Below are 26,383 nucleotides of genomic sequence, written 5' to 3'. Positions count from 1 at the left end.
CCCCTTCCAAATTCGTACAAAATAGTAACTGGTATTTCCAAAAATAGCACTTTTTCGATGTGATTTAAAGGCATTTTTCATTTTTTAATGATAAAGCAACAGATAATTAGTAGTTTTTGTTAATTTTCTTTCCGGTTGATAAAAATTGCTGGTTTCTATACGGATCGGAATCTCTTTGGATGAATCATGGAATAATTTTCCGCAAACAAGCCAAATTGAAGCATTGCTGCGGGAAAGGAATCATTTGAAAGCGAACTGTCCCTCCCTTTCCGAGCAATGCATCAATTGTGGAATCTTTTGTAAAATTACAGAAATTCTTGCCATTATGGCGCTTTAAATGCCTATATTATCGATTCGTTGCGCGGCTTAAGAAAGTCTCCAACTGAGTAAGCGTCACATAATCGTTCGGTCCGTACAAGCCATTGCCTTTTCCGATGGTAATGCCATGCTGCGCCAAAATCGTAATATAATCATAAGCCCAATGATTTTGAGGTACATCATGGAATTGCACCGCTTTGCCAGTCGGTTGCAAGTTGAAAGCCACTACAAGCACTTTGGCCATTTGTGCGCGGGTGATCGGAGAATTCGGATTGAATTTTCCTTGCTCATTCCCCTCAAAGATTTTCAATTGATGAAGGGCTGTTGCGGCCCCAGCCACTGAATCGGTCGGTTTGATATCGACGAATGGCGAATTGGTATTGGAAGTATCAAGGCCCAACCCTTCCGCCAAGCGCAAAGCCACTTTCTCGCGGGAAGCATAGAAGCTGAAATCGACCGCTGCCGGTTTCACTTCAGGAGCCGCTTTTGAGAAATCCACGATGCGTTTTGCTCCAACATAACGGCTCTTCCAGTAACTGTTATCCAATGAAGCAATGCTGACCCCTTTGCTTGAAGAAGAATTGATAAACTGATTGTTCCCGATGTAAATCCCTACATGGGAAACGCCATTTCCGGACGTATTAAAGAATACGAGATCCCCAACCTGCAAATTTGCTTTTGAAACGGGCGTGCCTTGTGCATATTGGGCTGCGGATGTCCGGTTGATTTGATAACCCAAATCGGCGAATACTTTCTGCGTAAATCCGGAACAATCAAATCCTTGTGTTGTCGTGCCGCCCCATACATATGGGACCCCTATGTATTGTTTTGCTGTTGCTACTAATTCTTGTGTAGTTGCCGCTTCCGCATCCACGATGGGTGATGTAAAAATCATGAAAGATGCAAAAACCGGTATTAGCCATCGCTTCTTCACTGTCAAATCCTCCTTCAATTTCCTCACTTCGCAATCTATTTCGAGCCTACCATAAATTTTGGACCAGTGATTTTTCATTTATGTAACGATTTGTTTTGTGATTTTTAAGAAAAATTACGTCTAAGGCAGAAAATAACGCATTTAACGACATTCCGTTTTACAAAAAGTGATAAAATGTAATACGTTTGTAATTTTACTATTAAAAAAATGATATTTTTTAAAAGGAAATCAAGGATGATATTGAATTTTTAACATAAATAAAGTAATTTTTTGATTTAGATGGAAGATGGTTGAAACGCTTTTTGGTGGCTTGATTTAGGGAAGGATTTTCGCATTTGAAGGAAGGATATGATCCGATTGATTTGGCTGGTGGCTTTTTGTCACTTGGCGATTATTTCTATCCCTTTGGCGGTTATCCTTCCTGATGTGACGATTATTTCGGCCATTTTGGCGATGATCCCTTGGGGCGGGGCTCCTTTTTTATCCCTTTGGCGATTATCTTTCCCGATGGGGCGATTATTCTCGTAACTTTGGCGATGATCCTATTGCAGAGGTGCCTTTTTTTGCCCCGCGGCTATTATCTTCTTCCTTTTGGCGATTATCTTTCCCGATGTGGCGATTATTTCCGCGACTTTGGCCATTATTGCTCGGGAAGAACCCCCTATTTTAATCCTCGGCGATTATCCGCCAAGGTAGTGCCCCCAGCCTGAAACGCCCAACCAAAAGAAAAACTGCCTGGAAACTTCCCCTTCCAGACAGTCAAATAATTCATTACCCAACGGCCGCATCGAGCAGCCTACTGAACCTTCACATCAATTTTGATAATATTCCACAATTCCTTTATAAATCGAATCGCCGAAGATTTCGATGTATTCGCTGTTTGTCAATTTCGCGCGATCTTCCGGATTGGTAATGAATCCTAATTCCACCAATACGGATGGAAGCAGCATATTGCGAATCACATAATAATCCTCTTGTTTAACGCCGCGGTTGTACATATCCGCATTTTTCACAATTTGATTGTTGATCGCTTTCGCCAACGTTGCATCTTCTTCCACATTCACATTTCCCTGTACACTATAGTACGTTTCTGTTCCGTTGGCGCTCTTGCTTGCAGCGGAGTTGACGTGAATGCTCACAAACACTTCCGCATAGTGGTTCAATGCAATATTCACCCGGTCTTCAAGGGTTGGGTACGTATCGCCCGTTCTCGTCATGACGACTTTGGCCCCGGCCGCTTCCAATTTATTTTTCACAACGGTCGCCACCTTCAAGGTGATCTCTTTTTCCACCGCGCCTTCATCGGATGCGCCAGGGTCTTTGCCGCCATGGCCCGCATCGATGACGATAATACGCCCTTTCACCGGACTGCCGCTTTGGTTGATCAATTTCAAATAGGTTTTATGCACATAGCCTTTTGTCCCTTTGGCTGTCGTCACATTCGCCCAGTTTCCGCTGATGGAATGGACGGCCACCACATCCCCCTTGTTGAGGGTGCCGAGGGATTTGGAAGAAGCGTCGGCATTCTGGCGGATGTTCAATCCGTTCGTTGTCACTCGTCCAATTGTATTGGTTGTGTAGACAGGCGTATCTCCCGGATTAGGCTTTTCCTCTACCGGCTTTGCTGCAGCCTGTTCCTTCGTCGATGAAATTGGAACATAGCCCGGAACGCCGCCTTTTTGCGTCAAATACCAATTTCCAACGGTTTTATACACCGGAATCTGTTCGTTGGCATTATAAGAACCGATCACTTTGGAGCTGGTATTTGCCATTTTATAAACATTCACCTTTTGTGTGGCGATGACATTTTTCTGCACTTTGCCGAGGGGTTGCCCCGAATCATCCACCACTTGGGCGTAGCTGCTGGAAATATAGGCATATTGCCCTTTATACATCACTTTGAACCAGCCGGATTGAATTTCAAATAAAGGGAGCTTGTCCCCTTTATTGATTTGCCCGATCCGATTGGCATTGGAGGAGGTATCTTTGGAACTGCGCACATTCAAGCTGTCCGTCGTAGACATCACCGTACCAATGGCATCTTTTTCATTTGGCACTTGCACCCCTTGGACCGGCAATGGCAAACGGAAACGCGATTCTTTTGCCCGGGCGATGAAGGATGCGAATTGCCCCCGGGTAACGGAAGAATCCGGCATAAAGACGCGATTATTGCCGGAAGGGCTTCCTTGCGTGATACCGTTGTAGTAAATGGCCGCAATGTATTTATAATATGGATGGTTTTTCGAAATATCTTTAAACGGAACCGATAAATTGGCATATTTATCCGCATCCAACTGGAAGGCGACCGCCAAAACCTTCGCCATTTCCTTACGGGATAAATTGACATAAGGCTTAAATTCGCCATTATTGTTATAAGCTGTGAAATATCCCGCTTTCACAGCCCTTTCCACGTATTGCGAAACTTCTGTGCCCGCTTGGATATCCTTGAACGAAGATTTGCTGACTGTCAGCGTTCCCAGCCCTTTGGAGATTACCACCATTTTTGCCGCCTGCCATCTCAATACCGGCTCATGCGGCTTATAATATGTACCATTTTTCGTTTCGTACCCTTTGATGGCCCCCAAACCGATCAAATACTGAATTTCCTCATAAGCATCGTAGTTTGTCGGCACATCGACAAATTGTACTTTTGCACTAGCCGTATGTATATTCAATAGGAACGACAAACACAGGACAAAAGCTGTGAACAAAAAACCCGCTCTTTTCTTAAACAATTATCTTCCCGCCCTTCTAAGATAGTAATTTTATTCTACCAAAAGAATTATTTGCATACATCCGTCTTTTCTACCTTATTTCCCAATTTCATCCTCAGATGACCCAATAATTTCGACCCAAAAAAATAATTTTCAACAAAAAATGAAAAGGGAGGTGTAATTTTCCGCTTCATTGGGTATTAATGAAATATCAAGATTCGGCTCCCTCTTGAAAAATAAATCTTGAAAAATAAAAAAGAGAGGTTCGTAATGACCTCTCTCCTATTTTTATGGATGTATTTCAATTCCTACAAGTTGAAGTTGGTAGCGATTGATGATTATTGTAAATTATTTTTTATACGTTCAATGAAAATGTCCAAGTGTTCCAATGTTGCGTATTCATCCACGCCGAATGAACCGTCCGATTTGCCTGTTGTGATGCCGTTGGATGCCAAAATTTGAACATATTCATATGCCCAGTGGTTTGCTGGCACGTCTGTGAATGTTTTTGGTTCACCTTTCATTTGTAAACCATAAGCTTTCACCAAAACTTTGGCCAATTGGGCGCGTGTGATCGGAGAACCAGGGTTGAATTTTCCGCTCGCATCGCCTGTGAAGATTTGTAATTCATTTAATGCTTTTGTCGCTCCAGCATATTTTGAATCAGGTTTCACATCAACGAATGGCGTAGCTGTGTCGTTTGTATCCAAACCTAACGCAGCGGCAAGGCGGATTGCAGCTTCACCACGGGATGCATAAACGCTGAAATCGATTGCGGCTTCTTTTACTTGTTCCGCTTGTTCATTTGTAAATTCCGCCACACGTCTCGCACCGACATAACGGGAGCCCCAATAGTAACGGTCATTGATGTTGTCGATTTCTACGCCACCGGAAGTCGTAGCGGAAATGAATTGATTGCTTCCCAAATAGATGCCGACGTGGGATACGCCTGAGCCGGATGTATTGAAGAACACCAAATCTCCAGGTTTCAAATCACTTTTGGATACAGGTGTTCCTTGAGTGAATTGTTCTCTTGAAGAGCGTTTCAAAGAAATTCCGAATTTTGAGAATATATAGCGCGTATATCCGGAACAATCGATTCCCGTTTGAATGTTTGTTCCACCATATTTATATGGCGCTCCGATATATTGCTTCGCTGTACTAGTTAATTCGTTCACTGTTGCAGCTTCTGCCGCGCTTACTCCAATTCCTGATACAAGCATAAATGATGCAAACATTGGCAATATCCATTTCTTCTTCACGAACACTTGGCCCCTTTCAACTAACTATTCCGTTCTCTATACACTCACAGTTAATAGACTACCATAGAATGAACTCTAGTAATTTTTCATTTGTGTAACTTTTTCCGGTTATAACAGAAAGTGCCGAAATCCTTGTTATTTGAGGAAATTCGGCGCTTATAAAAGAAAAATATAATATTACTATGTCGATGTTTGTAATATTCCTGTAATAATAGGTATACTTTATTACAAGTTATTTACTAGAAAACAGCTGAACCCAATAATAGTTTCCATTGGCATCGGCTTTGATTCCCACCCCGATATAGGTATAGGAATCTTTCAAAATGTTGTCCCGGTGCTCTTTGGATGCCATCCACGCATTGACGACATCTTTCGGCTTTTTGAAATTGCGGCCGATGTTCTCTCCAAATCTCGTAAATTCGTAATCAAAGAGAGTGGCCATGTCCCACGGATAACCGTAATATGGGGAATAGTGGTCGAAATATTTTCTTTGAATCATGTCCTGGGCTTTGATGATCGCCAGTTGATTCAGGGCCAAGTCTTGTTTCAATGCGGGAAGCCCCGCTTTTTTCCGCTCTTCATTCACCAAATTGACGACTTCATTTGTCCAGCCGGCCGCCGTATTGACTGTCGAAATGTAATGTTTGGATAAATAGTCGTAGGCCAATTGATAAGAATTGATTTTTTTCTTGAAATCGATGCCTCTGTAAACAAGTTCCGACATTTGCGCCCTTGTGACGTTTTTATTGGGCGAAAATGTGGTGGAGGTAGTCCCTTTGATGATGCCCACATCCGCCAGGGATTCAATGTAATCCTTTGCCCAAAAGTTTTTCGGATAGTCTTTGAAAGTGGTTTTATTGATTGAATCCACTTTTACATTGTAAGTGAGGGCGATCATTTTGGCGATTTGGGCTCTTGTCAGCGGCTCTTCGGGGCGGAAAGATTCGTTGTTTTGCACGATCCCTAACTCCGCCAGCTTTCGGATTTCTTTATAATATGGATGGCTTGCCGGAACATCCTTCGCTTTCAGTACGAAATTGGAGTCGAGCGGGATCTCCAGTGACCGGGCCAGGACGCTTGCCGCCTCTGCACGGGTCGCATACTGATTTGGTTTGAAAGTCCCATCAGCGTATCCGCTTATGTACCCTTTTTTGGTCAGTTCCAAAATGGATGTCGATGCCCAAAAGTTGCTATTGATATCTTTATATGTTTGGTTGGAAGCTCCAAGTGCTGTCGTTTCAGTGTGTGAAAAAATACCAAGCAAAAATAGAAATAAGGCGGCCAACACAATTTTTCGTTTCATTATGTTCTCTCCACTCTAAGCAATTTGGATTATACCCAATGTTAATATATTATTGATTCTCTATTTCAATTGCAATAACCTTTCGTGGATTCATAGAAATTAATTTTCAGCTCCCAAAATGTCCAAAATTTGCAATATTTTTTGAGGGTGAATAAAAAGCATTATCCCCGGAAGATAAAGATGCCGGGGATAATGCTTTTTTCACGCTTATTCGATGCCGATGATTTCGAAATCCCCTCCGCCCGTCGCATCAATGGCTCTTTTCAGGAATGTGGCCAATTGTCCGCGGTTCAACGCAGTATAAGGGCTGAATGTGGTAGGCGTTGTGCCCGTTGTAATTTTATAGTCAACGAGGGTTTGAATGTATTGTCTTGTTGGGATGTCGGAAATGGAATTGACATCTTTGAATGGTGTCACGGTATTTTTGGAGATGGACAATTCAAAAGCCAACGTAATCATTTTGGCAATTTGGGAACGGGTCAATGTGTTTGTCGGGCGGAAAGTGCCGTCCGGATAGCCGCTGATCACGCCTTTATAACTGAGCGCGGCAATGGCCCCATAGTATTTGCTTGATTTCGGCACATCTGTGAATTTGGCGTTCGGAACATTCACTGTATCCAGCTTCAACGCATTGGCAATAAATAAAGCCGCTTCCTGGCGTGTGACTTGCTTGTACGGTTCGTAGGTTTTGCTGCTTGTCCCTTCAACGATTCCTTTATTGTACAGCTCCACGATGGCTGGATAGTGGGTATCTTTTGTCGTGACATCGATGAATGGGTTCGTCGCCGCATTGGCAGGGGCCGCCACAAGGATGGAAGCGGTGATGATCCCGATGACGAATATCCAACATTTTTTCAGTATGGTCATTGATATTCCTCCTATTTCGCACTTTCTTTGAGCGAAGTTATTTCTATGATTCTATCATAATTCAAAATGAAGATTTGGATGAGGGAAATTGGCACGATTTTTTCTGGAATTCGAGGATGCGATTTGCCAGGCGTAGGAGAATTTTCATTGGACGATTGCCGATGATGTCGGCGAGTGAGGTGATGATTTCCTCTTTGGAAGAGGTTATTTTTTTGCTTGGCGATTATTTTCATGATTGTGGCGATGATGTCTTCCGGTTTGGCGATTTTCTTTCCGGTTTTGGCGATGATCCCTCCCAGGAAAGCGCCTTGCGATTATAGGAATGGAAATCACCCCATCTTCAGCGGAAGTCACCTTTATCCCGCAGAACACAAAAAGGCCGAATGGAAATCCAAATACTTTCCATTCAGCCCTTTTGATCCAAATTCCCCTGCAAGTTTGCCAATCAAATTCCATTTTGGTTGGCAGCCTAACGTACAAGAGCAAAAAAGACTTGTATTATTAAAATTGCTCGCCCTTATTTCTCATCGGCAAATTTCACCGGAATGTTTATAGGAATCTTGAGTTTTCATCTTTAAGTCAGCTTCTTCCAACCCTTCAAACGAACTTTCCGGTATTTTACAATATCTTATAAATATTTCCAAAATATTGTCGATATTGACTACGGAATGTCATTGAACATTCAAAATTCTATATCAAAAAAATATATTGTTTATTAAAAACTGGAGGTAGGAAAAAGTGAGTCAAAAACTTTGGAAAGGATTCAGCAAAAAAGCGATGGTATTGGCGGGATCGTTTGCTTTATCCGCATCCATTGCGACTTCAGCTTTTGCGGAAACCCAACCCTTCAAAGATGTGCCAACAAATTTCAGAGCATATCAGGAAATCCAATACTTGTCCGAAAAAGGAATCATCAAAGGTTATTCCGATGGCCATTTTGGCGTGAATGATAACATTACGCGCCTCCAAGCCTTGACCATGATTTTGCGGGAAAAAGGCATTACGGATTTTCTGATGTGAAAGATCCCGGTTTCATGGATATGAAACCTGGCACTTATGGTTACGAGATGGTGGCCTAAGCGGTTGAATTGGGGATCATCCATGGAAAAACCAATGCACAAGGTCAAAAATTCTTTGATCCATACGGCAAACTGACCCGTGCCCAAATGGCTTCCATTTTAGCGAATGCCTATCAATTGAAAGGAACAACGGATGTAGCATTTTCGGATGTGCCAAAATCCCATTGGGCTTATGAAGCGGTCAAAGCGTTGGCCAATAACGGTATTACTGTTGGTTACGGGAATGGGACATTCGGAACCAACGACCCGATTACCCGTACACAATATGCGGTGATGATGGCCCGTTTGTTGAATGACGAATTCAAACAAACCCAAACAACAAACCCTTCAAATAATACGGATGGTTCCAACAGCTCCAAAGGTCAAACCTATCCTGATGGTTGGGCTGCCCCTGTATTAAAATCAAGTGTGAAGTCCGATTTCAAAGAAAATCTTAACATTTTAAAAAATGAACTCGGATTTACTAAACTGAATGGTCAACTTTATGTGAATGAAGAAAACTACGAAGTCATGGGATATTTAGGGTCAGATACGTATGCTGAACATCTATTGGAATTTAACTTTTGGGATAATTCCGATTTTAAAGATGCCTATCGAATTCCAATCGTAGCCAAAGAGTTCTTGAAATTATTCTTTGAAGATGATTACATGATACCATTCAATTATTTGAATGATTATTTCCATAATGGAGTAGTACCACCAGAAACATTTACTGCAAATGGTAAAACTGTAGAAACTATTGAAGGAAAAAGTAATATTATTTTTGCAATACAAAAATAAATATTATGTTTAAGAATGGATTCATCTTAGGCAAATATTATATAGAAGAAAATATTGGAAGAATTATAAAAATTTTTTCCTTTTTACATAAATCCTTTTCTTTCAAATCGAGTAGGAGGGAGCGATTAACTCCCGTCCTCTCACACCACCGTACGTACGGTTCCGTATACGGCGGTTCAATTAAGATCATTGACGCAAGTTTTCATAACGAGCTTCAAGACTTTCCAACCCTTGGTTTCTCCAATAGGAGTTACCAAGGGTTCTGTGTAAATAATGTGTTTAGATGAGGGGGTTGTCCCGACCTCTTTCTCTAATTCCTATAATTTTGTATTAGAGTGATTAATTCTCTCTTACTTGATTGTATTAGTCTTGTTTTTCTTTTAATATAGCAACACCGAAAACTGCTCCTATTGCTGCAGATATCATATTTAATATAATTTTAATTGAAAGTGATAAATCATTAAAGAAATATTCAAAGATGGAATTAACTAAAAATACAGCTAGAGCAGCACAAATTGCAGGATAAAGTCTTTTTTTTATGTTAATCACCTTTCACTTAAAATTAATTTACTGTTTATAAACTCTTACACCGGTAGTCGGGTTCAAATATGGGATATAAATCACTAGTGGAACCGCATCTATATATTCATTAATAATTGTTGCAGCAGCAGCACCTATAGCAGCACCTCCAATAGCTCCCGGGATGCCACCATAATTACCAATTAAAGCACCTAAAGCAGCAGTTCCACCTGATACTCGCCTTTTAGTATAGCATTAACATCGGTTTTTGTAAGGTGAATTTCCACATGATTTTTTTGCCTCCAGCTTCCTTCAGATTCCGCGTCACCACGGACACCCTTTCGTTGAGCTAACCTCTACTTCTGTCTTCGGGGTTCGGGACTTACACCCTATAGTTCATGTACATGCCGGGCGCACAAAAGAAAGAGCACAAACGATGACGCTTGTGCTCTTTCTCTGGGCTACCAACCTGGTATTTCCTTACGGGAATAGTAATCTATTGTTATAGAGGAAATAATCCTATATACATTAATAGTCTACCATTTATAAAAAAAAAGAACAATCCATATGTTTCCGGCCCCAAATATATTCAATCCAAAAAAATATTTTGAAATAAATTCCATGAAAACCCTTACAGAAAACGGGCTATGGCAAACGCTCATAGCCCGATTCCCGCATTATTTGATTTGGATGCGTTTAGAATTGCCATCATCACCAGGATGGAGTTTTGGAAGGGTAATTTTCAATACACCGTTATCCAATTCCGCTTCAATGCGTTCTTGATCCACATCGTTGATATAGAAAGAACGGTAGAATTCGCCGAAATGGCGTTCTTTGCGGATCACCCGGTCATTTTCATCCCGCTCTTCTGTGTGGTCATCCCGTTTTGCGCGGATGGTCAAGTAGTTGTTGTCTATATCAATCTGAATATCTTCTTTGTTGAAACCAGGCAAGTCAGCTTGTACAATGTAGGCATCTTTTGTTTCTGTGATATCTGTGCGGAGAGATTTGAAATCCGGTCCTAAATCTGGTAGGAAGTCGTCGTCGAATACATCTTCAAAAGCTTTTTTGAAACGTTCAAATAAATCTTCATTTTTTCTTCTGAATGGTCTTAAATCAAACATTTCAATCTCCTCCTTTTAAATATTTGTACAAGTACTTTTTACATTTATATTATACACCTTGGTTGTATTTGCATTTGAATTGTATGTAAAAAGATGTAAAATTATCATTTTTTTATCATACTTTTGTCAATCTTTTATTCCCTTTTTATCAAAAAATCTTCGCAATTCCGTAACAATTCCCCGAAAGCCACGCCCCCCTTCCATTAATCATTTTTACCCCGAATGGTTTGCGTTAAACGCCCGGATCTTCTCGGCGGATGGGATTTTATAAAGAATAATATTCACGGAAAATAAAATGCTCCGTTATTCCCATTTCTTGCCCGCTGATGTCATTTCTTAAAAAAACGTTCATATAATGACAATGATTTTTAAGCCGATGGAAAGGAGGGAAAACATGGGTTCCTATTGGGAGGATAATGTCATTGTCGGACTGATAGGAGGATTCTTTGTATTACTTGTACTCGCACTTATTTGCTATATCATTACTGCCATCATTTATTATTATACTGCAAAAACAAACGGCCCGAATGACCTCGCATTCTTGGCATGGATTCCGATTATCAATTATTATTTGTTCTTTGCGTTCGGATCAAAGAAAACAGAACCGGATGAAATTAAAAAGGATGCTTTGATTTGGGCAGTCATTTATGCCGTATTGCTCGTCATTTCGTTCATTCCATTGATCGGCTGGTTGGCCAATTTGGCGCTTCTTGCCATATTCGTTTACTATTTGTACCGTTTATTCTACCGCTGGACGGGCGAATCAGGAAAAGCCGTGCTGTTTGTGATCCTGTCCCTCATCACACTCGGAATTTTCTTCTATATCTATGGCTTGATCAAAAAGAGCGAAAAATTTGTTGCTGAGTAATGCTGAGGGCGGAAAGGCGCTTCGGTTGATGCTTGTTGGCACATAAACGGAGCCAGAGACATCCACTAAGGGTGTTTCTGGCTTTCATGAGGTTTGAACGTGGATAGCCCAGCGCTTTCCTTCTTGATCGTACCTCCACCATTCTCAAAAATGGTATAATAAAGAAAAGCAAGTTCAAAGGAGGAAAGCCAAATGGACGAAACAAAGAAAACCATGAACGAACAAAAACCTCAACCCCAAGTGCTCATTAAACACAAGGAAGTGCAGAGTGTCCAAGCCTTTGCGGCGATGCTTGAAAAAATGGCCCAGAAGCTGAAACAGGAAGGAAAATTCACCTTCGTACAAGGGACGGAACAAGTGGAAGTGGCCCCGGGCGATCCAGTGAAAGTCGATTATAAATACACGGTCAAAGGCGACAAACACGAGTTTGAAATCGAAATCGAATGGTCCCCGAATCGCGCGTCTGCAGGCAAGATGTCAATTGAATAATATTATACTTGATTAAATTTTTGAAAGCGGTTACAATATGGTTAAGCAATACTTTTTCGATTTGTATTCGGGACTTCTTTTCGGAGGCATTTTTTCTCCGTTCAAAGATGTTCCAATTGCAATTGGTGATTTTTTCATACAATTGCCCCCTTTAGCTTAATACAATAGATTCAGAAGTACTCATGCAATTGTCCCCTTAAATCAATTGCAAAAAAAGAGGATCAATTGAGTGTTGATCCAAGCATTCTTGTCCCCTAACCACACTTTTCATGAAGGGAATTCCTTTGAGGAGTTCCCGCTTTTTTTGTTTTCAATGATGGAAGTTCCGCTACCCGTTCAGCAGTTCTTTGCTGATGCGCGCCATTTCCTCGTCAAAAATGGTGATATAGACATCTATTTCATGTGTTTCGAGGAATGTTTGGATTGTCGTGATGGCTACTTGGAGCGCTTCTCTTTTTGGATAGCCAAAAATCCCCGAAGAAATGACCGGAAAGGCGATGGAACGGCAGCCATGCTCCATTGCCAGTTTCAACGACTCCTTGTAACAGGATGAAAGCAATTCGGCTTCATGCTGGTGACCTCCCTGCCAAACAGGCCCAACTGTATGAATGATCTGTTTTGCCGGCAGCCGGAAGCCATCTGTGATGACCGCTTTCCCCACGGGACAATGCCCGATTTGGTCACAGGCCTTCCGCAACTCATCCACGCCAGCCGCGCGGAAAATCGCTCCGCACACTCCTCCGCCCATTTGCAATCGGGTATTTGCCGCATTGACGATGGCATCCACTTTCATGGTGGTAATATCCTTCTGCACTATTTTGAGTGGCATCGAATCCCCCCTTGATAGTTGGTTTGATGCCTGGCAATTGGTTAGGCACCTGATTTACAGTTATTGTAGCAGAATTGACAGGGCTTGTGAGTGGCCAGGGGGAATTGGGATTTTTACGGATTTTATGACATTCTCGTCAAGTTGGTGGAATATCATCAAGTTTTGTGAACATATCAACTGATTTTGTGTCAATATCAACCGGTTTTGCGACAATATCCACATGTTCCAGGAATATCATCAAGTTTTGTGGCAATATCAAAAAGCCATGTCCCATTCGAAAGGACATGGCTTCCATCCTAATGTATGTTGGATGCTTTTTGAATCAACTATTTGCTTCCCTCAACTTTTCCGCTTGTTCGATCCATTCATCAATTTTGCGCTCGATTTCAAGAATGTTTTCCCTCCGGATTTGCGAAATGGAATACGATTGATGGTGTTCTAGGTTCCGTTGTAAATGATTTCCGCCTAAGGAATTAACCGGGTTATGCGCGTATTCCATCGATTTACATGCGAATGAAAGCCCGACACCCGAAAAGACCAGGCCTCTCACGGAAGCCGCTTCAACACTTCCCCAATCACTTCCGCGGTTGTCGATTTTCCTCCGATGTCAGGTGTTTTCACGCCGGATGCCGTTGTTTCTTCAATGGCTTTCATCAACAGGTCGCCCAATTCATCATAGCCCATATGATCCAGCATCATTTTCGCCGTCCAGAGTTGGCCGATCGGGTTCGCAATGCCTTTTCCGACGATATCCGGGGCGGAACCGTGCACCGGCTCGAACATGGAAGGATAGTTGCCGTTCAAATTGATGTTGGCGGCCGGGGCAATGCCGATGCTTCCCATGATGGCCGCGCCGATGTCCGTCAAAATGTCGCCGAACAGGTTGCTGGCCACGATCACATCAAACTGCTCCGGCTTCAGTACAAAAAAAGCCGCCAATGCATCGATGTGATTGGATTCCGTCGCCACTTCCGGGTAGTCCTTGCCCACCTCATGAAACACCTTGTCCCAGAAAGGCATGCTGTAGACGATGCCGTTGGATTTGGTGGCGCTTGTGACCTTTTTATTGCGCTTCATCGCCAAATCAAAGGCAAAACGCATCGCCCGTTCCGTCGCTTTTCTCGTGAACACCGCATTTTGGATGACAATTTCATCCCCGCCGTGATGGACTCTTCCTCCCGCTTCACTGTATTCCCCTTCGCTGTTTTCGCGCACCACAATAAAATCGAAAGGCTCATCACTCGCCAATTTGGAAGGCACCCCTTTGAGGCTTTTCACCGGGCGCAAGTTGATGACCTGCTCGCATTCGCGGCGAATCTTGATCAAAAGTCCCCATAAGGAAATATGATCCGGCACCAATTGCGGATTTCCGACGGCCCCCAAATAAATCTGCTCGAAATTTTTCAACGTCTCAATGCCATCTTTCGGCATCATTTCGCCATGTTCAAATAATACTCGCAACTCCATGGGAATTCCGCAAATTGAAATTTGATTCCCCCATGGATTTCCGCCAACCGTTCCAACACCTCCAGCGTTGCCGGCACCACTTCTTTCCCGATTCCATCCCCTGGAATGACCGCGATTTCGTGAATGTTCATGAACATAATCCCCCTATCTTGGTGCAATGCACGTCACTTCGGATTTTTTTCCAGATAATTCGCACTAATTATAGCAAAAACCGGAAATGGGTGCCACGCGCTTTCCGTACCAGTCCCGGATTCCGCCAAGCAAAAAGAAACGGCTTTGAACAGGTTGGGAACGGCTTCCTTCCATTTAGGTCAATAAAATTCGATCATGCCGGTAACACAAAAAAAGCAGATTCGGTCCACATTGATGCAAAAAACAAAATTTCCGCCAAATTCGCCCCAAAAATGCCTATGCGCTTCATTTGACAGTATCTATAAATTTGTTATCCTATTATCCAAATAAGATGTTTTGAAGGGAGAAAATCAATCCATCTCTTATGAAGAAAGTGTTGAAGGCTGTAGGCGTGTGCATCATTGCCCTGTTGGGGATCGGAGTCGCCGTCTATCTTTCCAATAAAGAAGAAGCGGAACCGCCAGAAACGGAAACGGTGAACGCTGAAACGGAACAGCCGGTACAGACCCCCGTGGACGATGGGAATCTTGTCATGGACGAAGAGATGTTCATGCAAATCATGCACGAAATGACCCATCAGAAAGTGAAAGCCGATACAAAGTGGGGGTACACACCAATGACGGAAGAACAAATCGACCGAATGTTGGCGATATTGGATCAAAACGATTTTCAACATGAAAAGTTTTACCGCGAAGCATTGACCGCCTGGAAAAACGGCGATTTCTCCAATGCGGTCAAAGTTCATAATAAAATTTGGAAATGGCAAGGCGGCAATATCGGAAAAGCTTACGGACTGCTTTCGCCTGAAGAAGAAAAAGAATATATCGAAACCCAATCCAAAAAAATGGAGAAGAAAAAATAAGGTGCCTCAGAACGGGGCACCCTTTTTTGGTTATTCAGGAGGGGAGCAAGTCAGCACTCGATTCGGTCAAGTTGGCATCCCAACCGAGCAAGTAGACTCTTTATCCGAGCAAGTTCACTTCCCATCCGAGCAAGCGGACACTCTATCCGAGCAAGACCACTCCTTATCCGAGCAAGCCAACTCCCTATCCAAGCAAGTGGACACTCTATCCAAGCAAGCGGACACTCTATCCGAGCAAGTAATCACCTTATCCGAGCAAGTCGACACTCCGCGCAAGACGACTCCCCATCCGCGCAAAATTGATGTCTGAAACCTTCCGAAACCTATTTATCTATCAAAAATCCATAGATTCACCGAAAATTCGCCAATCACCTTGTGACCTCTCATGACAATCCCACTCAAATGTGTGGCTTTTCTTACTTCAATTGGCCCTGTATATTTTCTGGCGCTTGCATAATCATAGTCGTTATCGTAATATTCAGATTGACCCAGCCAATAATAAATGGCCGTCCCCTCTCTAGGAATGAACTCCACTTCCGCTTTGGATAATGCGGAAACGTCCCCATAATCGCCTACCTCATAACCATTTTCCTTTTGGGTGGAAACATTGATAATTTTCTCTTTCCCATTGACCTTGAGGATTGGGAATTGCTCCCAACTAATTGCATCATCCCAGCCGACAAATATATTTACCGTAAATTCACCAATAATCGCGCCGTCTTTTACAACTGCCGCTATTAAGGTGGAATCCGTCTTAATTTCAATTGGGCCTGTATATACCGGATAAGTCAATGGATCAGGGACGTGCTTTTCACATCCTTCAGGAGGACAACTTATATTTGGTCTCGGATAACTTTCCACTTGATAATGAATTTTCGTTCCTTCCCTTGGCGTAAGCTGCACTCGATCGCCTGGATAGGCAAATATATTTTTATACTCCGCTACCTGGACGTCTTTGTTCGATACTACTGTAAATGGTTGTTCCACCCCATTCCTCCGCACAACAGGGAATATTTCATATGCCGGGAATGAAACCGGTTGTCCTTGTAAATCCATCAATTCTCCAATCTTGATTGAATAACGGATTTCAGCAAAATTCCGGATGATCTTTTCCAAACTTGCCCCCGCCGGAATGGCCAGTTTTTTAATTTCCATGTCGGATCCCAATTTCACGTTGGCTTCTTTCTGTTCAATCCTTAATTCTCCGATTTTTCCTGTGAAATTCAATGAAAGATCCGCCGCTTTTGAAACCGCCGCTTTTAAAATGATGCCTTCCCCGCTTATCTCTTTGTTATCATGGACCCTCAGCAATTCCACAATGCCATTGATTTCGACCGAATACACAGCGTCGGTCAATACAAGCTCGGAGATGGCCTTATCGGATGTGATGACGCTTCTTTTCCGTTCCAATGTCAGTTTCGATGCGGAAACATCCGTTAAATGGATGGTCAAAGTCGGCGCGTTTTGTGTATCCTGTTTGTCGGCAACATACAATTCATCCTTTACGGTTACATGGCTTGCGGAAAACACGGATGCCACTTTGTTGCTTAACAACAGCTTGCCCTCCACATTCAAGTTTTTCACAGCCACATAGTCCGCATTGATCGTCACATTGCCGGCAATATTTGTATTTTTTCCGTCTAATGTGATAAGTTCACCTGATTTTCCGGATTTATTCAATTCAAGTGAACGAATCGAAACAATTTCGCCATTTTGAACTTCGGCTTTGACGACAGCCCCTTGCAATGCGGGTTTATTGGAGGCATCCAATAAGCCTTGAATGCCGCCCGCCACTTTGTATTGTTGGCTTCCGGCAATGATATGGTTCCCATTGATATCGGAAATCGTAAAGGTCACTTCCGTTGTGTCCGTTGTCGGCTTCGTCCCTTTCTCAGCGCGGAATACAAAAGTGGCAAACTGGCCGCGCGTCACATTGGACGTTCCACCGAAAGTCGTCGGTGTCATGCCCGTGGTGATTTTGTTTTCATATAAGGCTTTAATGTACCCTTCATACTCTTGATGGTTTAAATCCGTAAACGGTGTTGTGGCCGTTGGGGAAGCTTTCAGTCCAAAGGCAAGGGCCAGAATTTTGGCCATATGATTCCGTTGAATCGGTGCATTCGGTTTGAAGGTGCCGTCCGGATAACCGTTGATAATGCCGGCGTTCGCCAGTGCTGCAATGGCCCCGTAATATTCATTGGACGTGGAAACATCGGTAAATCCCGGATTTTTCACATTGTTCGTATCCAATCCCAACACCCCTGCCAATATTTTGGCCGCTTGCCCGCGCGTGACGGATTGATACGGTTTGAAGGTGCCATCCGGAAAACCTTTTATGATGCCCCGTTCTGTCAAACTTGTGACAGCTTCATAGAAATAATCGGTTGATTTCACATCCGGAAACGACGCAGCTTCAGCAAATCCCGTCGGTGCCACAATCGCTGCACTCACAGCCACTGTCGCCGCAAGGGCTGCGTGGAAATAGGATTTTTGTTTCTTTCTTCTCATTCAATATCCTCCCCTTATTGTAAAGTGCCTGGCACCAACTTCAGTACCAGGCACCCTGCCTCAAAAATAAATGAATGTTTTTTTACAGCAATGGGCTTGTAAGATTTTCCCTATGGCTGTTGCCCTGTGTGATTACCTCAATATCCACGCCTATTTTCTTCACGATACTGCCACTGCAATATCAATAATCATTTCTCCAACAATCGCGTTATCTTTCACAATGATGGCATGGAAACCGGAATCCAAAATTTCCCCATTATATTTTCTTAAGGAACTGTAATCAATTTTGTTCAGATCCACATTTTTCCATCTAACAGATAGATGGTTGTTCCTTCCCTTGGGATCAACTCGAATGATGCTTTTTCATAGACCCCAACGGTTTGTTCCACTACAAGATGGCCATTCTTTGTATAAGCATATTGAGGAGTTATTTCTCTTCCTCTTTCCTTAACGATTGGGAACGGATCATGACTCACCGTTTTTTCATCCACATCCAAATGGGCTTTTAATTCCCCGACAATGACGCCATTTTTCAATGCAATCGCATGCACATAAGAATCTGCGAAAAATTTGATAGGTCCAATATTTCGGCAACCGGCTTTTCCTGTTCTTATTCGACAGGATTGATGGGGATTCTCTGAACACACTCCCCTGGAAACATCATAATTTTGCTCAGTGGAATGGAAGAAACGTGATGAAACAAGGACGGTCTTAGTCATAAAGCAACATATGACAAGAAAAAATGGACAGTTCTTCTAAAAAATTGTCAATCGCGATAAAAATTTGTCAATATTCTTTTGGAAAATAAATTCCTTTTCCAAAATTGAAAATGCCTGGCATCTCTATCGCCAGGCATCGATTTTCTTAACTTATGAAATGTTGAAACCAGCCAGTCAACTCTTGCAGCCGCTTCTCCGCCGCTTCCTTGCTTTCCTTCACTACGCCAAAATAAAACTTGCATTTTGGCTCGGTTCCGGACGGGCGGATGGTCACCCATGATTCATCAGCCAACACAAACTTCAGCACATTTTCCTGAGGCAATGCCAACGCCGCAGTGGAGCCATCTTTCAACAGGGCCGTGCCGCTCAAATAATCTTCCACCCTCACAACCGGCACACCGGCAATCTCCTTCGGCAAATGCGAACGCAATCCATACAAAAGGGCGCGCATCTCAACTTGTCCGTCTTTTCCTTCAAACACTTTGGATACCAAAGCCTCCCGGTAATAACCGAACTCCTTATACAGATCCTCGAGCACATCAAGCAGCGTTTTCCCTTTCGTTGCATAGTGGGCCGCCATTTCCGCCACCTTGATCGCCACCTGGACCGCATCCTTATCCCGGACAAAAGGTTCAATCAAATATCCGTAACTTTCCTCATAGCCGAACACAAACGTATGCGCACCGGTTTTCTCGAACTCTTCAATCTTTTCGGCAATATATTTGAACCCGGTCAACGTATTGATCGTTTCAACACCGTACTTCCGCGCAATCGCCGCACCCATTTCGGAAGTCACAATCGTTTTCACCATCGCGCCATTTTCCGGCAACGTCCCCTGCTCCTTCTTCGTCTCCAGCAAATAATGCAACAACAGCGCCCCAAGTTGATTTCCCGTCAACAGCACATACTGCTCCCCGTTCCAAACGGCCACCCCGAGGCGATCGGCATCCGGATCCGTTGCAAGCAACAAATCCGCTCCCGTCTTTTGCCCCAGCTCCATCGCCAACTCAAAGGCGGCGGGCTCTTCCGGATTCGGATAAGCCACTGTCGGAAATGAACCATCCGGACTCGCCTGGGCTTCCACCACATGCACATTCGCAAATCCAAAAGCCTGCAATCCTCCCGTCACCGGCACGTAGCCTGTCCCGTGCAATGGCGTGTATACAATATGAAGCCCGAAATCCAAGTCGCTTCTTTCTTTCAATGTCATTAACCGTTCCAAATACGCTTCATCAAATTCTTCCAAAATCCAATGCAACAAGCCTTGTGTTTCCAGCACTTCCGCATCGGCCGCTTCAATGCCAAAGAGATTTTCGATTTTTTTCATATGGCGCACAATTTCCTTTGCCGCTGACGGAACCAGTTGCGCCCCATCTTCCCCATACACTTTGAAACCATTGTACTGCTTCGGATTGTGGCTCGCTGTGATGACCACCCCGGCAAAGGCATTCAACGCCCGGACCGTAAAAGACAATTGCGGCGTTGGACGGGGTTCCTTATATACATAAGTAGAAACTCCATGCGCCCCCAACACCCGGGCCGTCTCCACCGCGAACGCTTTGGAAAAATGCCGTGTGTCATAGGCAATGACCACGCCTCGCTTTTTCGCTTCTTCCCCTTTTGATTCGATATAACAAGCCAATCCTTCCGCAGCCCGACGGATGGTAAAAAGGTTCATCCGGTTCGTGCCGGCCCCAAGAACGCCGCGCATCCCGGCCGTTCCAAAGGATAAATGTTGATAAAACCGGTCCTCGATCGCCGCCGGATCCCCCTCAATCCGATTCAATTCCTCTTTCAAATTGTCGGGCAATTCTTCATTTCTCCATTGTTGATAAAGTTCCGTAAAGTTCATTGCGACACCTCTCCAATCGGCAAATTCATGGTATTTATTATGGCACAGAAAATGTAAAATGCCAATTCCGACAGGCAGAATTGGCATTTTGGAAGGGTAGGTTGGTTACCAAGCAAAGCAAAAAATATATGAATGGGAGATAATAACAATTTTTATGAACATATCCGCCTTTTTTATGAAGTTATCGGCGGATGTTGACAATATCGAACCCGGAGTTGCAGCCATAAAAAAATAATGTATGTATCCGAACAAAAATATGTATCCAACCCTCTATAAACTGATAAAGCTCGGCTTGCCGGTGACGTACTTCGTTTCATACAAAAGCGCCAAGGCGAGTCTTCTTCTTTCCCACACTTTTTCCGCGGATAACCTGATGAGGAACCGTTCATGATTCCGAAAAATGACATAACAGTGGTTCTTATCGACCGGCTTCACATCAAAGCCCATATCAATCGCCCATAATGGTTCGCGGAAACCCGCACACGGCAATTGCATTGCAACAATTTCCCGTTCTTCTGAAATGACAAGCGGCGGATTTTTCCGGATCCTCAAGATTCTCCGGGCCGATTTCAGCCGGCCGTTCAAATCGGATCCGAAATAAATGCAAATGTCATCCAACAGTTGATACACGTTCTTCACCGAAGCAAAATTCCCATAATCGTAGGTCAAAATTTGAGATGAATGCACTTCATTATAGAAAGGAGCAATCGCGAAAACATTGAAATTCTTCATGACATCAATTTCACTGATTCCGTTCCTGTTCATTCAATCCCCCCTATAGTCAGTTGCCTCACCAATTTTGAAAATATAGGACTGCCCTAAAGGATGATAAAGGTCATGAAACGTTTTTCCTATATTTAAGTAAAATTATACATTATAAACAAAAAAATACAATATAAAATATAGAATTTTGTAAATTTTCTATAATTTGATAAAGTTGGTTGGGAGCAATCCCCAGGATACCATTGGAGAATCCCCGGAATAGCCGATTCGAAAAAATGGGCCGCTTCTCTTACGATAAAAGCACCCGGGAATATTGGATCAGTGCTGATCACGCAGGAGAAGTGGAATGGAAACCTTTGATCAAGTGCTCGAACAATATACGCCCATGATTTACAGCGTGATGAAAAAAGCGAAAATCTACAAAAACCATGAGCATTACCGCCATTGTGCAACGGTTGCCTTATGGGAAGCCTGGAGAAAATATGACCCGACATACGGACCTTTTGCGCCATTTGCCTACCGCACGATGCTCACCACGATTTACCGGGAAATGAGCAAGGAAAATCAATATGCGGCACACTATGCCAGCTACGAAAAGGACACGCTCACCTTTTTGGCCCATCAAAAGCAAAGGAAAAGCGGCGAATCCGGCTGTCCGGACCTGTTCTTGGAACTGGCTGCTTTGGTGACGAAGGAGGAAATGGAACTGCTGATGGATATCTATTATTACCGATATACATTTGAAGAATTGGAGAAAAAATACGGTGTGACCGCCCATGCCATCAGAAAACGGAGGGACCGGCTTATGAAGCGGTTGCGGGAAAAGCTGGTGTGAGATGGGAAGGAATCGGCACACGGGCTGATGCGTTGCGGATGCCAATGACGGGTGCAACGGGGATGTTTCGGATGCCGGCTCCTTGGGTGTTTGATAATATGAAGGGCCGAGAACTATCCAAATGCCCGGCCCTACTTCAGTTTTCTTTTTCGAGAGTAAATCGCACCAGCGGCGATCGCAGCTATAGGAGAACCGACAAAGGCGATATTCCCATATAATTCTAACGCTGCTTTTTTTCCTTTATCATAATATAATTCATAAATTGTTTTTGCATAGTCATACTCATTCAATTTGTTCTTTTTATTGCTTATAATGAACCAAAATCCATCATCATAGGCTTCTTCTTTTATTTTTTTAGCCTTTTTATTTTTCTTAAATCCTTTTTTATACCGTTCTGCTGCAACTTTTATATTTTTATATTTTTTTGGGACCATCAATTGATCATGTTTATAAGCAGATTGATAGCCCTCTTTTTCAATTGAAGCCAATTTATCTTGATATCCCAATTCATAACTTTTCGTATAAATACTTTTATAATTTTCATTTTCGCTTTCCAACGATTTCATAGGAAGCAATTTATATGCCGTTTCATAAGCTTCGTGCTGAATTTTTTCTTTTGCTTCCTCATACCCTTTTTTATATTGGGTATTATAGATTTCGATTAAACCAGGGTCATCGTATGGAGGCTTCTTTTCAACAAGTTTTGTTCCATCTTCATACCCTTGTTTTTTCGCCTGTTTTTTCAATTCTTCTTTTTTTTGCTCCAATCCCACATTGTATCCATTTGTGAAAGATTCTTGGTAGTCTTTTGGAATGCTTTTTAGCAATGTGTTTAACTCCAACATGTTATAACCTTTATCTTGTCCAAGTTTATAGTAATATTCTTTTTGTTTGGCTACATTATACCCTGCATTAAAACCATCTCTGTACCCTTTTTCATAATACTCTGAGCCAGAATAGTCATAATCATTTATTGTCTTTCCTGCTTTATATGCCATTTCCCCTTGGGAGTAACCTGAAGAGTAACCATTATTGTATTCGTTCGATCTATATTCCTGACTTTTATAATCGTTATATGAACTGCTGGACGAACTGCCCGATGAACTGCTTGATGAACTGCTTGATGAACTGCTTGATGAACTACTGCCACCATTATGGTAATGGTACTCTCCGTACTGTAACCCCCATTTTTCACAGTTTGTTCGACATGTGTGTCCACCTGAACTATCTGTACGACCTGGATGGGCGTTTACATTGTTTATCGAAAAAATAAAAAAACTAATGACTAGTACAATACACCACAGATTTTTCAAAACCTAATCACCCCAAAGATTGATTGTAGGATTTGAATTTTATTATTTTACAATAACATTATATCTTTTATTATCCATTTTCACTAGATGGTGTAAGTACTATATAGTTTTATGGATTTTGTACTTATTTGACAATAATAAAAAAGGGAATCCATCTATGTTTGAATTATCCTTTTATTAGAATATGAATCAAATACTCATTGCCTCATCTTTATAGTGAAAAGGAAGGCGACGATTGCTGGGATAATCATCTCTTTTATTCTTCATTGATTACTGCTTTTTCCCATTCCATATACCTCATCACCAACTTCTTCACAAAAATTTCATCCAAATAATTTCCATTTGATTTACTAATAAATCCATAAACACTTTCATAATGTAATTTCGGTGGGAATTGATGCTGAACGGGAGGCTCTTTTTGTTGGGGTGCCTTGCCTGCGGGACCGCTTCAGAAGCACCGGCGCTCCCCTGGCACCCCGCAATGCCCAGGCACTCCTGCCAGAATGGAGGTTCACCATGAAGAAATGTCCAAATTGTCAAAGAGTCATCAACGGCAATGAAACATTCTGTATCCGTTGTGGCACGGAATTTCCTGAGCGGGATCCGGCGCCTGTATCATCCGCCAAATCCGCCAACTCAATCCGAACGTTCAACCAAACCCGCTCCCTATACAGGCAAGCAATCGCCCAACTTCACAACAGCAACGATTGCGGCGCTCAAGCTCAGGAAGAACCGATCCGGAAACGGAGCCAATTTCATTCCAGATCCACAACATCAAGTCAAACCAACCTGTTTTCCAAAACCGTTACATTCATCCAAACCAAAGTCCTTCCCGCCATCCAATCTTTGAAACAAAGCAACCTTCTCAGCAAAGACAAAAATATCGCGCTCATCTCCATACTGCTGACGATCCTGTTACTCACGGGAGCGCACTTGTACATTCAACATGCATTAAACCCGCAAACCCAAGCCGCCCACATCGCTAAATATGTGGAAAAAAATAAACCTGACCGGCTGGCCGCCGCATTCACGTACACGGAAAAGACCTATGTCAATCCAAAAAGTTTTTATACGTATCTTCATGACAATCAATGGATATTGGAAGAGCTGCAACACGCTGCGAAAGAGGCGAAAAAACTTGGCAGAGCGGAAATCAAAGATGAATCGGGCAATCGCATCATTTCCATCTCCAACCAACCCTTTTTATTCTTTTACAAAAAATACGAATTCCGGGTAAGACCGGTCAAAGCGTTAGTGTCCACTACCGACCCTGGACTGGGCGCGACCATCACGGTGGGAAACAAAGAACCCGTCCCCATCGATAAGGACCGGGTCAACGTCGGCTATTTCGCCCCAGGCCCTTATGAATTCACCATTGCCTATCAAGACGATTATTTCGTGAAAGAAGACAAGGTCGAAGTGTATTTATCGGGGGAACAATATGAATTTCCCATCCATCTGAAACTGCAACCCGTTGAATTGACGTCGGACATCCCGGATGCGATTGTTTATATAAATGGAAAAAACACAAAGAAAACGGCTGAGGAAATCCAATTGACCACCGTGCCTTTGGATGGATCGGTGGAAATTTATGCAGTGGCAACCAATGAAAACGGGGAAAAAATCAAATCCAACACCCTTCATCTCACAAAGTCTGCAACTCACATCACCTTTCCTGATGCAAAATCCAACCGGGCATTTTATGAGTCCCCCGCGACAGATGCGGAAACGTGGATCGGAATTTTCCGCAGGGACTATGAAAAGGCCGTCAACCTTGCAGACTTTGACTACGTGGCCGATTATTTCATCCCCGGCAGCCCGGCCGAAGAAGAGTATCGGAATTTTGTGGAAGGCCACCAAAATAGGGCCGGCTATCAATACAACTTCCTGTCAAACGAGATTTTGCATGCGGCGATTCTTTCGGACAACAGCGTATTGATTGAAACCCGGGAAGCCTTTGAATATCATTCCGAAGATGAAGGCGATTGGTACTACGAACGGCAAAAGAAATATACCTTGCAAAACAACGACGGCCTCTTCAAAATCGCCGACATCGAATCGAATACCATCAAAAAGGAAAGAAGAAGTTAGGAGCCAGGCGCTTATATGGTGCCTGGTTTTTTTGTTGGGGGCTTTGGAGGATGCCAAAGTTGTTTGGTCCAGGGGTTTGGTATTATTCATGGGGTAATCTTTTCCATCTCTTGTTCCTTAAGGATTCAAGACACGAAAAATGCTAATCAAAAAAACCCTGTTTTAAAAGAAAAAGCGCACCAAAAGACTATGTTCACAACTCGCTGTCCTTCCCCCTTTCCGATTCCCCTGTCACTCCCACTCCAAACGGACTCTCTTCCGAAAAACGAAATCATGTTGTTTCAAAAACTCCGGGAATTCCAAAAACCCGCCCTTCACCATCCGCTTATACACCGCTAAAGGAAACGGCTTGGACACCGCCCGCACTCCTCACCTAAGTAGAAACTACACCAAATGTACGAAAAATTCCAAAGTTGCCTCCGCGGTTGCATCCCACTTCTTTATTTAATGTTTATCATTAAAAAATTAATGAATTTTATAAAAAGATTATTGTTATTCATAAAATTTTCTGTATAATGTTAACCATAGAGGCATCCATGAATCGCAACAGTTCGATTGAAGGCTACCAAACGGAAAAGGAGGAATGAGAAATGAAAGAGTACAAATTCGAGCGGGTGGAAGTAAAGGGATTGCCTGGGCTTTATTCAAAAGCAAAGGAAGACTACCGGGATATCATCCGAAATCACGCACAGGAAGGATGGGAATTGGTCCAAATCTTCACACCGCCTACTTCGGTCTACGGTGGAACCCCTTATTTTGAAATAATCTTTTCCAAAGACGTGTAATGGGAAGCAT

25 protein-coding genes and 1 pseudogene are annotated in these 26,383 nt (G+C 43.0%); 11 read left to right on the top strand and 15 right to left on the bottom strand.

The features are described from left to right. Nucleotides 1-346: 346 nt before the first annotated feature. Nucleotides 347-1,252: a C40 family peptidase gene (locus NST13_RS15305; RefSeq protein ID WP_342580989.1), complete on the bottom strand. Its 906-nt coding sequence runs from the start codon at nt 1,250-1,252 to the stop codon at nt 347-349. Between the two features lie 348 nt (nt 1,253-1,600). Between NST13_RS15305 and NST13_RS15300 the strand changes: the two genes are divergently transcribed. After that, a complete protein-coding gene (locus tag NST13_RS15300; protein ID WP_342580988.1) occupies nt 1,601-1,780 on the top strand; it encodes a hypothetical protein in 180 nt (59 codons plus the stop codon). A 284-nt stretch (nt 1,781-2,064) separates the two neighbouring features. Here NST13_RS15300 and NST13_RS15295 read toward each other — a convergent pair whose 3' ends face one another. From NST13_RS15295 to NST13_RS15280, 4 genes are all read right to left on the bottom strand, one after another. Continuing rightward, on the bottom strand, nt 2,065-3,987 hold the full coding sequence (locus tag NST13_RS15295) for an N-acetylmuramoyl-L-alanine amidase (RefSeq protein ID WP_342580987.1): 1,923 nt from the start codon (nt 3,985-3,987) through the stop codon (nt 2,065-2,067). Nucleotides 3,988-4,304: 317 nt separating this feature from the next. Next, nucleotides 4,305-5,228, bottom strand: a complete 924-nt coding sequence (locus tag NST13_RS15290; RefSeq protein WP_342580986.1) for an NlpC/P60 family protein — start codon at nt 5,226-5,228, stop codon at nt 4,305-4,307. Between the two features lie 232 nt (nt 5,229-5,460). Continuing rightward, nucleotides 5,461-6,531 (bottom strand): S-layer homology domain-containing protein, encoded by a 1,071-nt coding sequence (locus tag NST13_RS15285; protein WP_342580985.1) that lies wholly within the window; start codon nt 6,529-6,531, stop codon nt 5,461-5,463. A 207-nt stretch (nt 6,532-6,738) separates the two neighbouring features. Continuing rightward, complete coding sequence (locus NST13_RS15280; RefSeq protein ID WP_342580984.1) at nt 6,739-7,398, bottom strand: S-layer homology domain-containing protein; 660 nt, start codon at nt 7,396-7,398, stop codon at nt 6,739-6,741. 161 nt (nt 7,399-7,559) lie between these two features. Here NST13_RS15280 and NST13_RS15275 point away from each other — a divergent pair, with 161 nt between their 5' ends. From NST13_RS15275 to NST13_RS15265, 3 genes are all read left to right on the top strand, one after another. Further along, a complete protein-coding gene (locus NST13_RS15275; protein ID WP_342580983.1) occupies nt 7,560-7,718 on the top strand; it encodes a hypothetical protein in 159 nt (52 codons plus the stop codon). 418 nt (nt 7,719-8,136) lie between these two features. After that, on the top strand, nt 8,137-8,418 hold the full coding sequence (locus tag NST13_RS15270) for an S-layer homology domain-containing protein (protein WP_342580982.1): 282 nt from the start codon (nt 8,137-8,139) through the stop codon (nt 8,416-8,418). Between the two features lie 68 nt (nt 8,419-8,486). Beyond that, nucleotides 8,487-9,257 (top strand): S-layer homology domain-containing protein, encoded by a 771-nt coding sequence (locus NST13_RS15265; protein WP_342580981.1) that lies wholly within the window; start codon nt 8,487-8,489, stop codon nt 9,255-9,257. Between the two features lie 1,196 nt (nt 9,258-10,453). On the opposite strand, the gene NST13_RS15260 is transcribed toward NST13_RS15265, so the two are convergent. Further along, the gene (locus NST13_RS15260; protein ID WP_342470216.1) at nt 10,454-10,900 is read right to left on the bottom strand and encodes an Hsp20/alpha crystallin family protein; all 447 of its coding nucleotides are present in this window, start codon (nt 10,898-10,900) and stop codon (nt 10,454-10,456) included. A 394-nt stretch (nt 10,901-11,294) separates the two neighbouring features. Here NST13_RS15260 and NST13_RS15255 point away from each other — a divergent pair, with 394 nt between their 5' ends. Further along, complete coding sequence (locus NST13_RS15255) at nt 11,295-11,768, top strand: hypothetical protein (RefSeq protein WP_342470217.1); 474 nt, start codon at nt 11,295-11,297, stop codon at nt 11,766-11,768. A 192-nt stretch (nt 11,769-11,960) separates the two neighbouring features. Continuing rightward, complete coding sequence (locus NST13_RS15250; protein ID WP_342470218.1) at nt 11,961-12,257, top strand: amphi-Trp domain-containing protein; 297 nt, start codon at nt 11,961-11,963, stop codon at nt 12,255-12,257. A 328-nt stretch (nt 12,258-12,585) separates the two neighbouring features. Here NST13_RS15250 and NST13_RS15245 read toward each other — a convergent pair whose 3' ends face one another. From NST13_RS15245 to NST13_RS15235, 3 genes and pseudogenes are all read right to left on the bottom strand, one after another. Further along, nucleotides 12,586-13,086 (bottom strand): macro domain-containing protein, encoded by a 501-nt coding sequence (locus NST13_RS15245; protein ID WP_342580980.1) that lies wholly within the window; start codon nt 13,084-13,086, stop codon nt 12,586-12,588. A gap of 136 nt (nt 13,087-13,222) precedes the next feature. Further along, on the bottom strand, nt 13,223-13,372 hold the full coding sequence (locus NST13_RS15240; protein ID WP_342580979.1) for a hypothetical protein: 150 nt from the start codon (nt 13,370-13,372) through the stop codon (nt 13,223-13,225). Between the two features lie 260 nt (nt 13,373-13,632). After that, a pseudogene (locus NST13_RS15235) lies at nt 13,633-14,684 on the bottom strand (tartrate dehydrogenase). 365 nt (nt 14,685-15,049) lie between these two features. Here NST13_RS15235 and NST13_RS15230 point away from each other — a divergent pair. Together NST13_RS15230 and NST13_RS15225 are read left to right on the top strand one after the other, a co-directional pair. Then, nucleotides 15,050-15,547 carry a DUF6241 domain-containing protein gene (locus tag NST13_RS15230; protein ID WP_342470220.1) on the top strand — a complete coding sequence of 166 codons (498 nt, stop codon included), beginning with the start codon at nt 15,050-15,052 and terminating at the stop codon, nt 15,545-15,547. A gap of 1 nt (nt 15,548) precedes the next feature. Continuing rightward, entirely contained in the window at nt 15,549-15,857 is a 309-nt protein-coding gene (locus NST13_RS15225; protein WP_342580978.1) for a hypothetical protein, read from the top strand. A gap of 17 nt (nt 15,858-15,874) precedes the next feature. Here the strand turns inward: NST13_RS15225 and NST13_RS15220 are convergent, their stop codons facing one another. The 5 genes from NST13_RS15220 to NST13_RS15200 form a co-directional block, all read right to left on the bottom strand. After that, on the bottom strand, nt 15,875-18,055 hold the full coding sequence (locus NST13_RS15220) for an S-layer homology domain-containing protein (RefSeq protein WP_342580977.1): 2,181 nt from the start codon (nt 18,053-18,055) through the stop codon (nt 15,875-15,877). 159 nt (nt 18,056-18,214) lie between these two features. Then, on the bottom strand, nt 18,215-18,355 hold the full coding sequence (locus NST13_RS15215; RefSeq protein WP_342580976.1) for a hypothetical protein: 141 nt from the start codon (nt 18,353-18,355) through the stop codon (nt 18,215-18,217). Further along, complete coding sequence (locus NST13_RS15210) at nt 18,346-18,702, bottom strand: hypothetical protein (RefSeq protein ID WP_342580975.1); 357 nt, start codon at nt 18,700-18,702, stop codon at nt 18,346-18,348. The genes NST13_RS15215 and NST13_RS15210 overlap by 10 nt, the downstream gene beginning before the upstream one ends. Before the next feature lie 217 nt (nt 18,703-18,919). Further along, nucleotides 18,920-20,626, bottom strand: a complete 1,707-nt coding sequence (locus NST13_RS15205; RefSeq protein WP_342580974.1) for a phospho-sugar mutase — start codon at nt 20,624-20,626, stop codon at nt 18,920-18,922. 270 nt (nt 20,627-20,896) lie between these two features. After that, the gene (locus NST13_RS15200; RefSeq protein ID WP_342580973.1) at nt 20,897-21,391 is read right to left on the bottom strand and encodes a competence protein ComK; all 495 of its coding nucleotides are present in this window, start codon (nt 21,389-21,391) and stop codon (nt 20,897-20,899) included. Between the two features lie 304 nt (nt 21,392-21,695). Between NST13_RS15200 and NST13_RS15195 the strand changes: the two genes are divergently transcribed. Next, nucleotides 21,696-22,184 (top strand): sigma-70 family RNA polymerase sigma factor, encoded by a 489-nt coding sequence (locus tag NST13_RS15195; RefSeq protein WP_342580972.1) that lies wholly within the window; start codon nt 21,696-21,698, stop codon nt 22,182-22,184. Nucleotides 22,185-22,315: 131 nt separating this feature from the next. Here NST13_RS15195 and NST13_RS15190 read toward each other — a convergent pair whose 3' ends face one another. Next, on the bottom strand, nt 22,316-23,497 hold the full coding sequence (locus tag NST13_RS15190; protein ID WP_342580971.1) for a YHYH domain-containing protein: 1,182 nt from the start codon (nt 23,495-23,497) through the stop codon (nt 22,316-22,318). A gap of 516 nt (nt 23,498-24,013) precedes the next feature. Between NST13_RS15190 and NST13_RS15185 the strand changes: the two genes are divergently transcribed. Beyond that, nucleotides 24,014-25,588, top strand: coding sequence for a zinc ribbon domain-containing protein (locus NST13_RS15185; RefSeq protein ID WP_342580970.1), 1,575 nt, complete (start codon nt 24,014-24,016; stop codon nt 25,586-25,588). A 590-nt stretch (nt 25,589-26,178) separates the two neighbouring features. Further along, nucleotides 26,179-26,373, top strand: a complete 195-nt coding sequence (locus NST13_RS15180; protein WP_342470232.1) for a DUF4177 domain-containing protein — start codon at nt 26,179-26,181, stop codon at nt 26,371-26,373. The last annotated feature ends 10 nt before the right edge of the window (nt 26,374-26,383 follow it).

Origin of the sequence: Ureibacillus sp. FSL W7-1570 (genome assembly GCF_038593265.1) — a bacterium.
GTDB classification, from domain to species: domain Bacteria; phylum Bacillota; class Bacilli; order Bacillales_A; family Planococcaceae; genus Ureibacillus; species Ureibacillus suwonensis.
The sequence above is the reverse complement of the archived record's forward strand: the minus strand, read 5'-3'. Positions and strand labels throughout refer to the sequence as shown.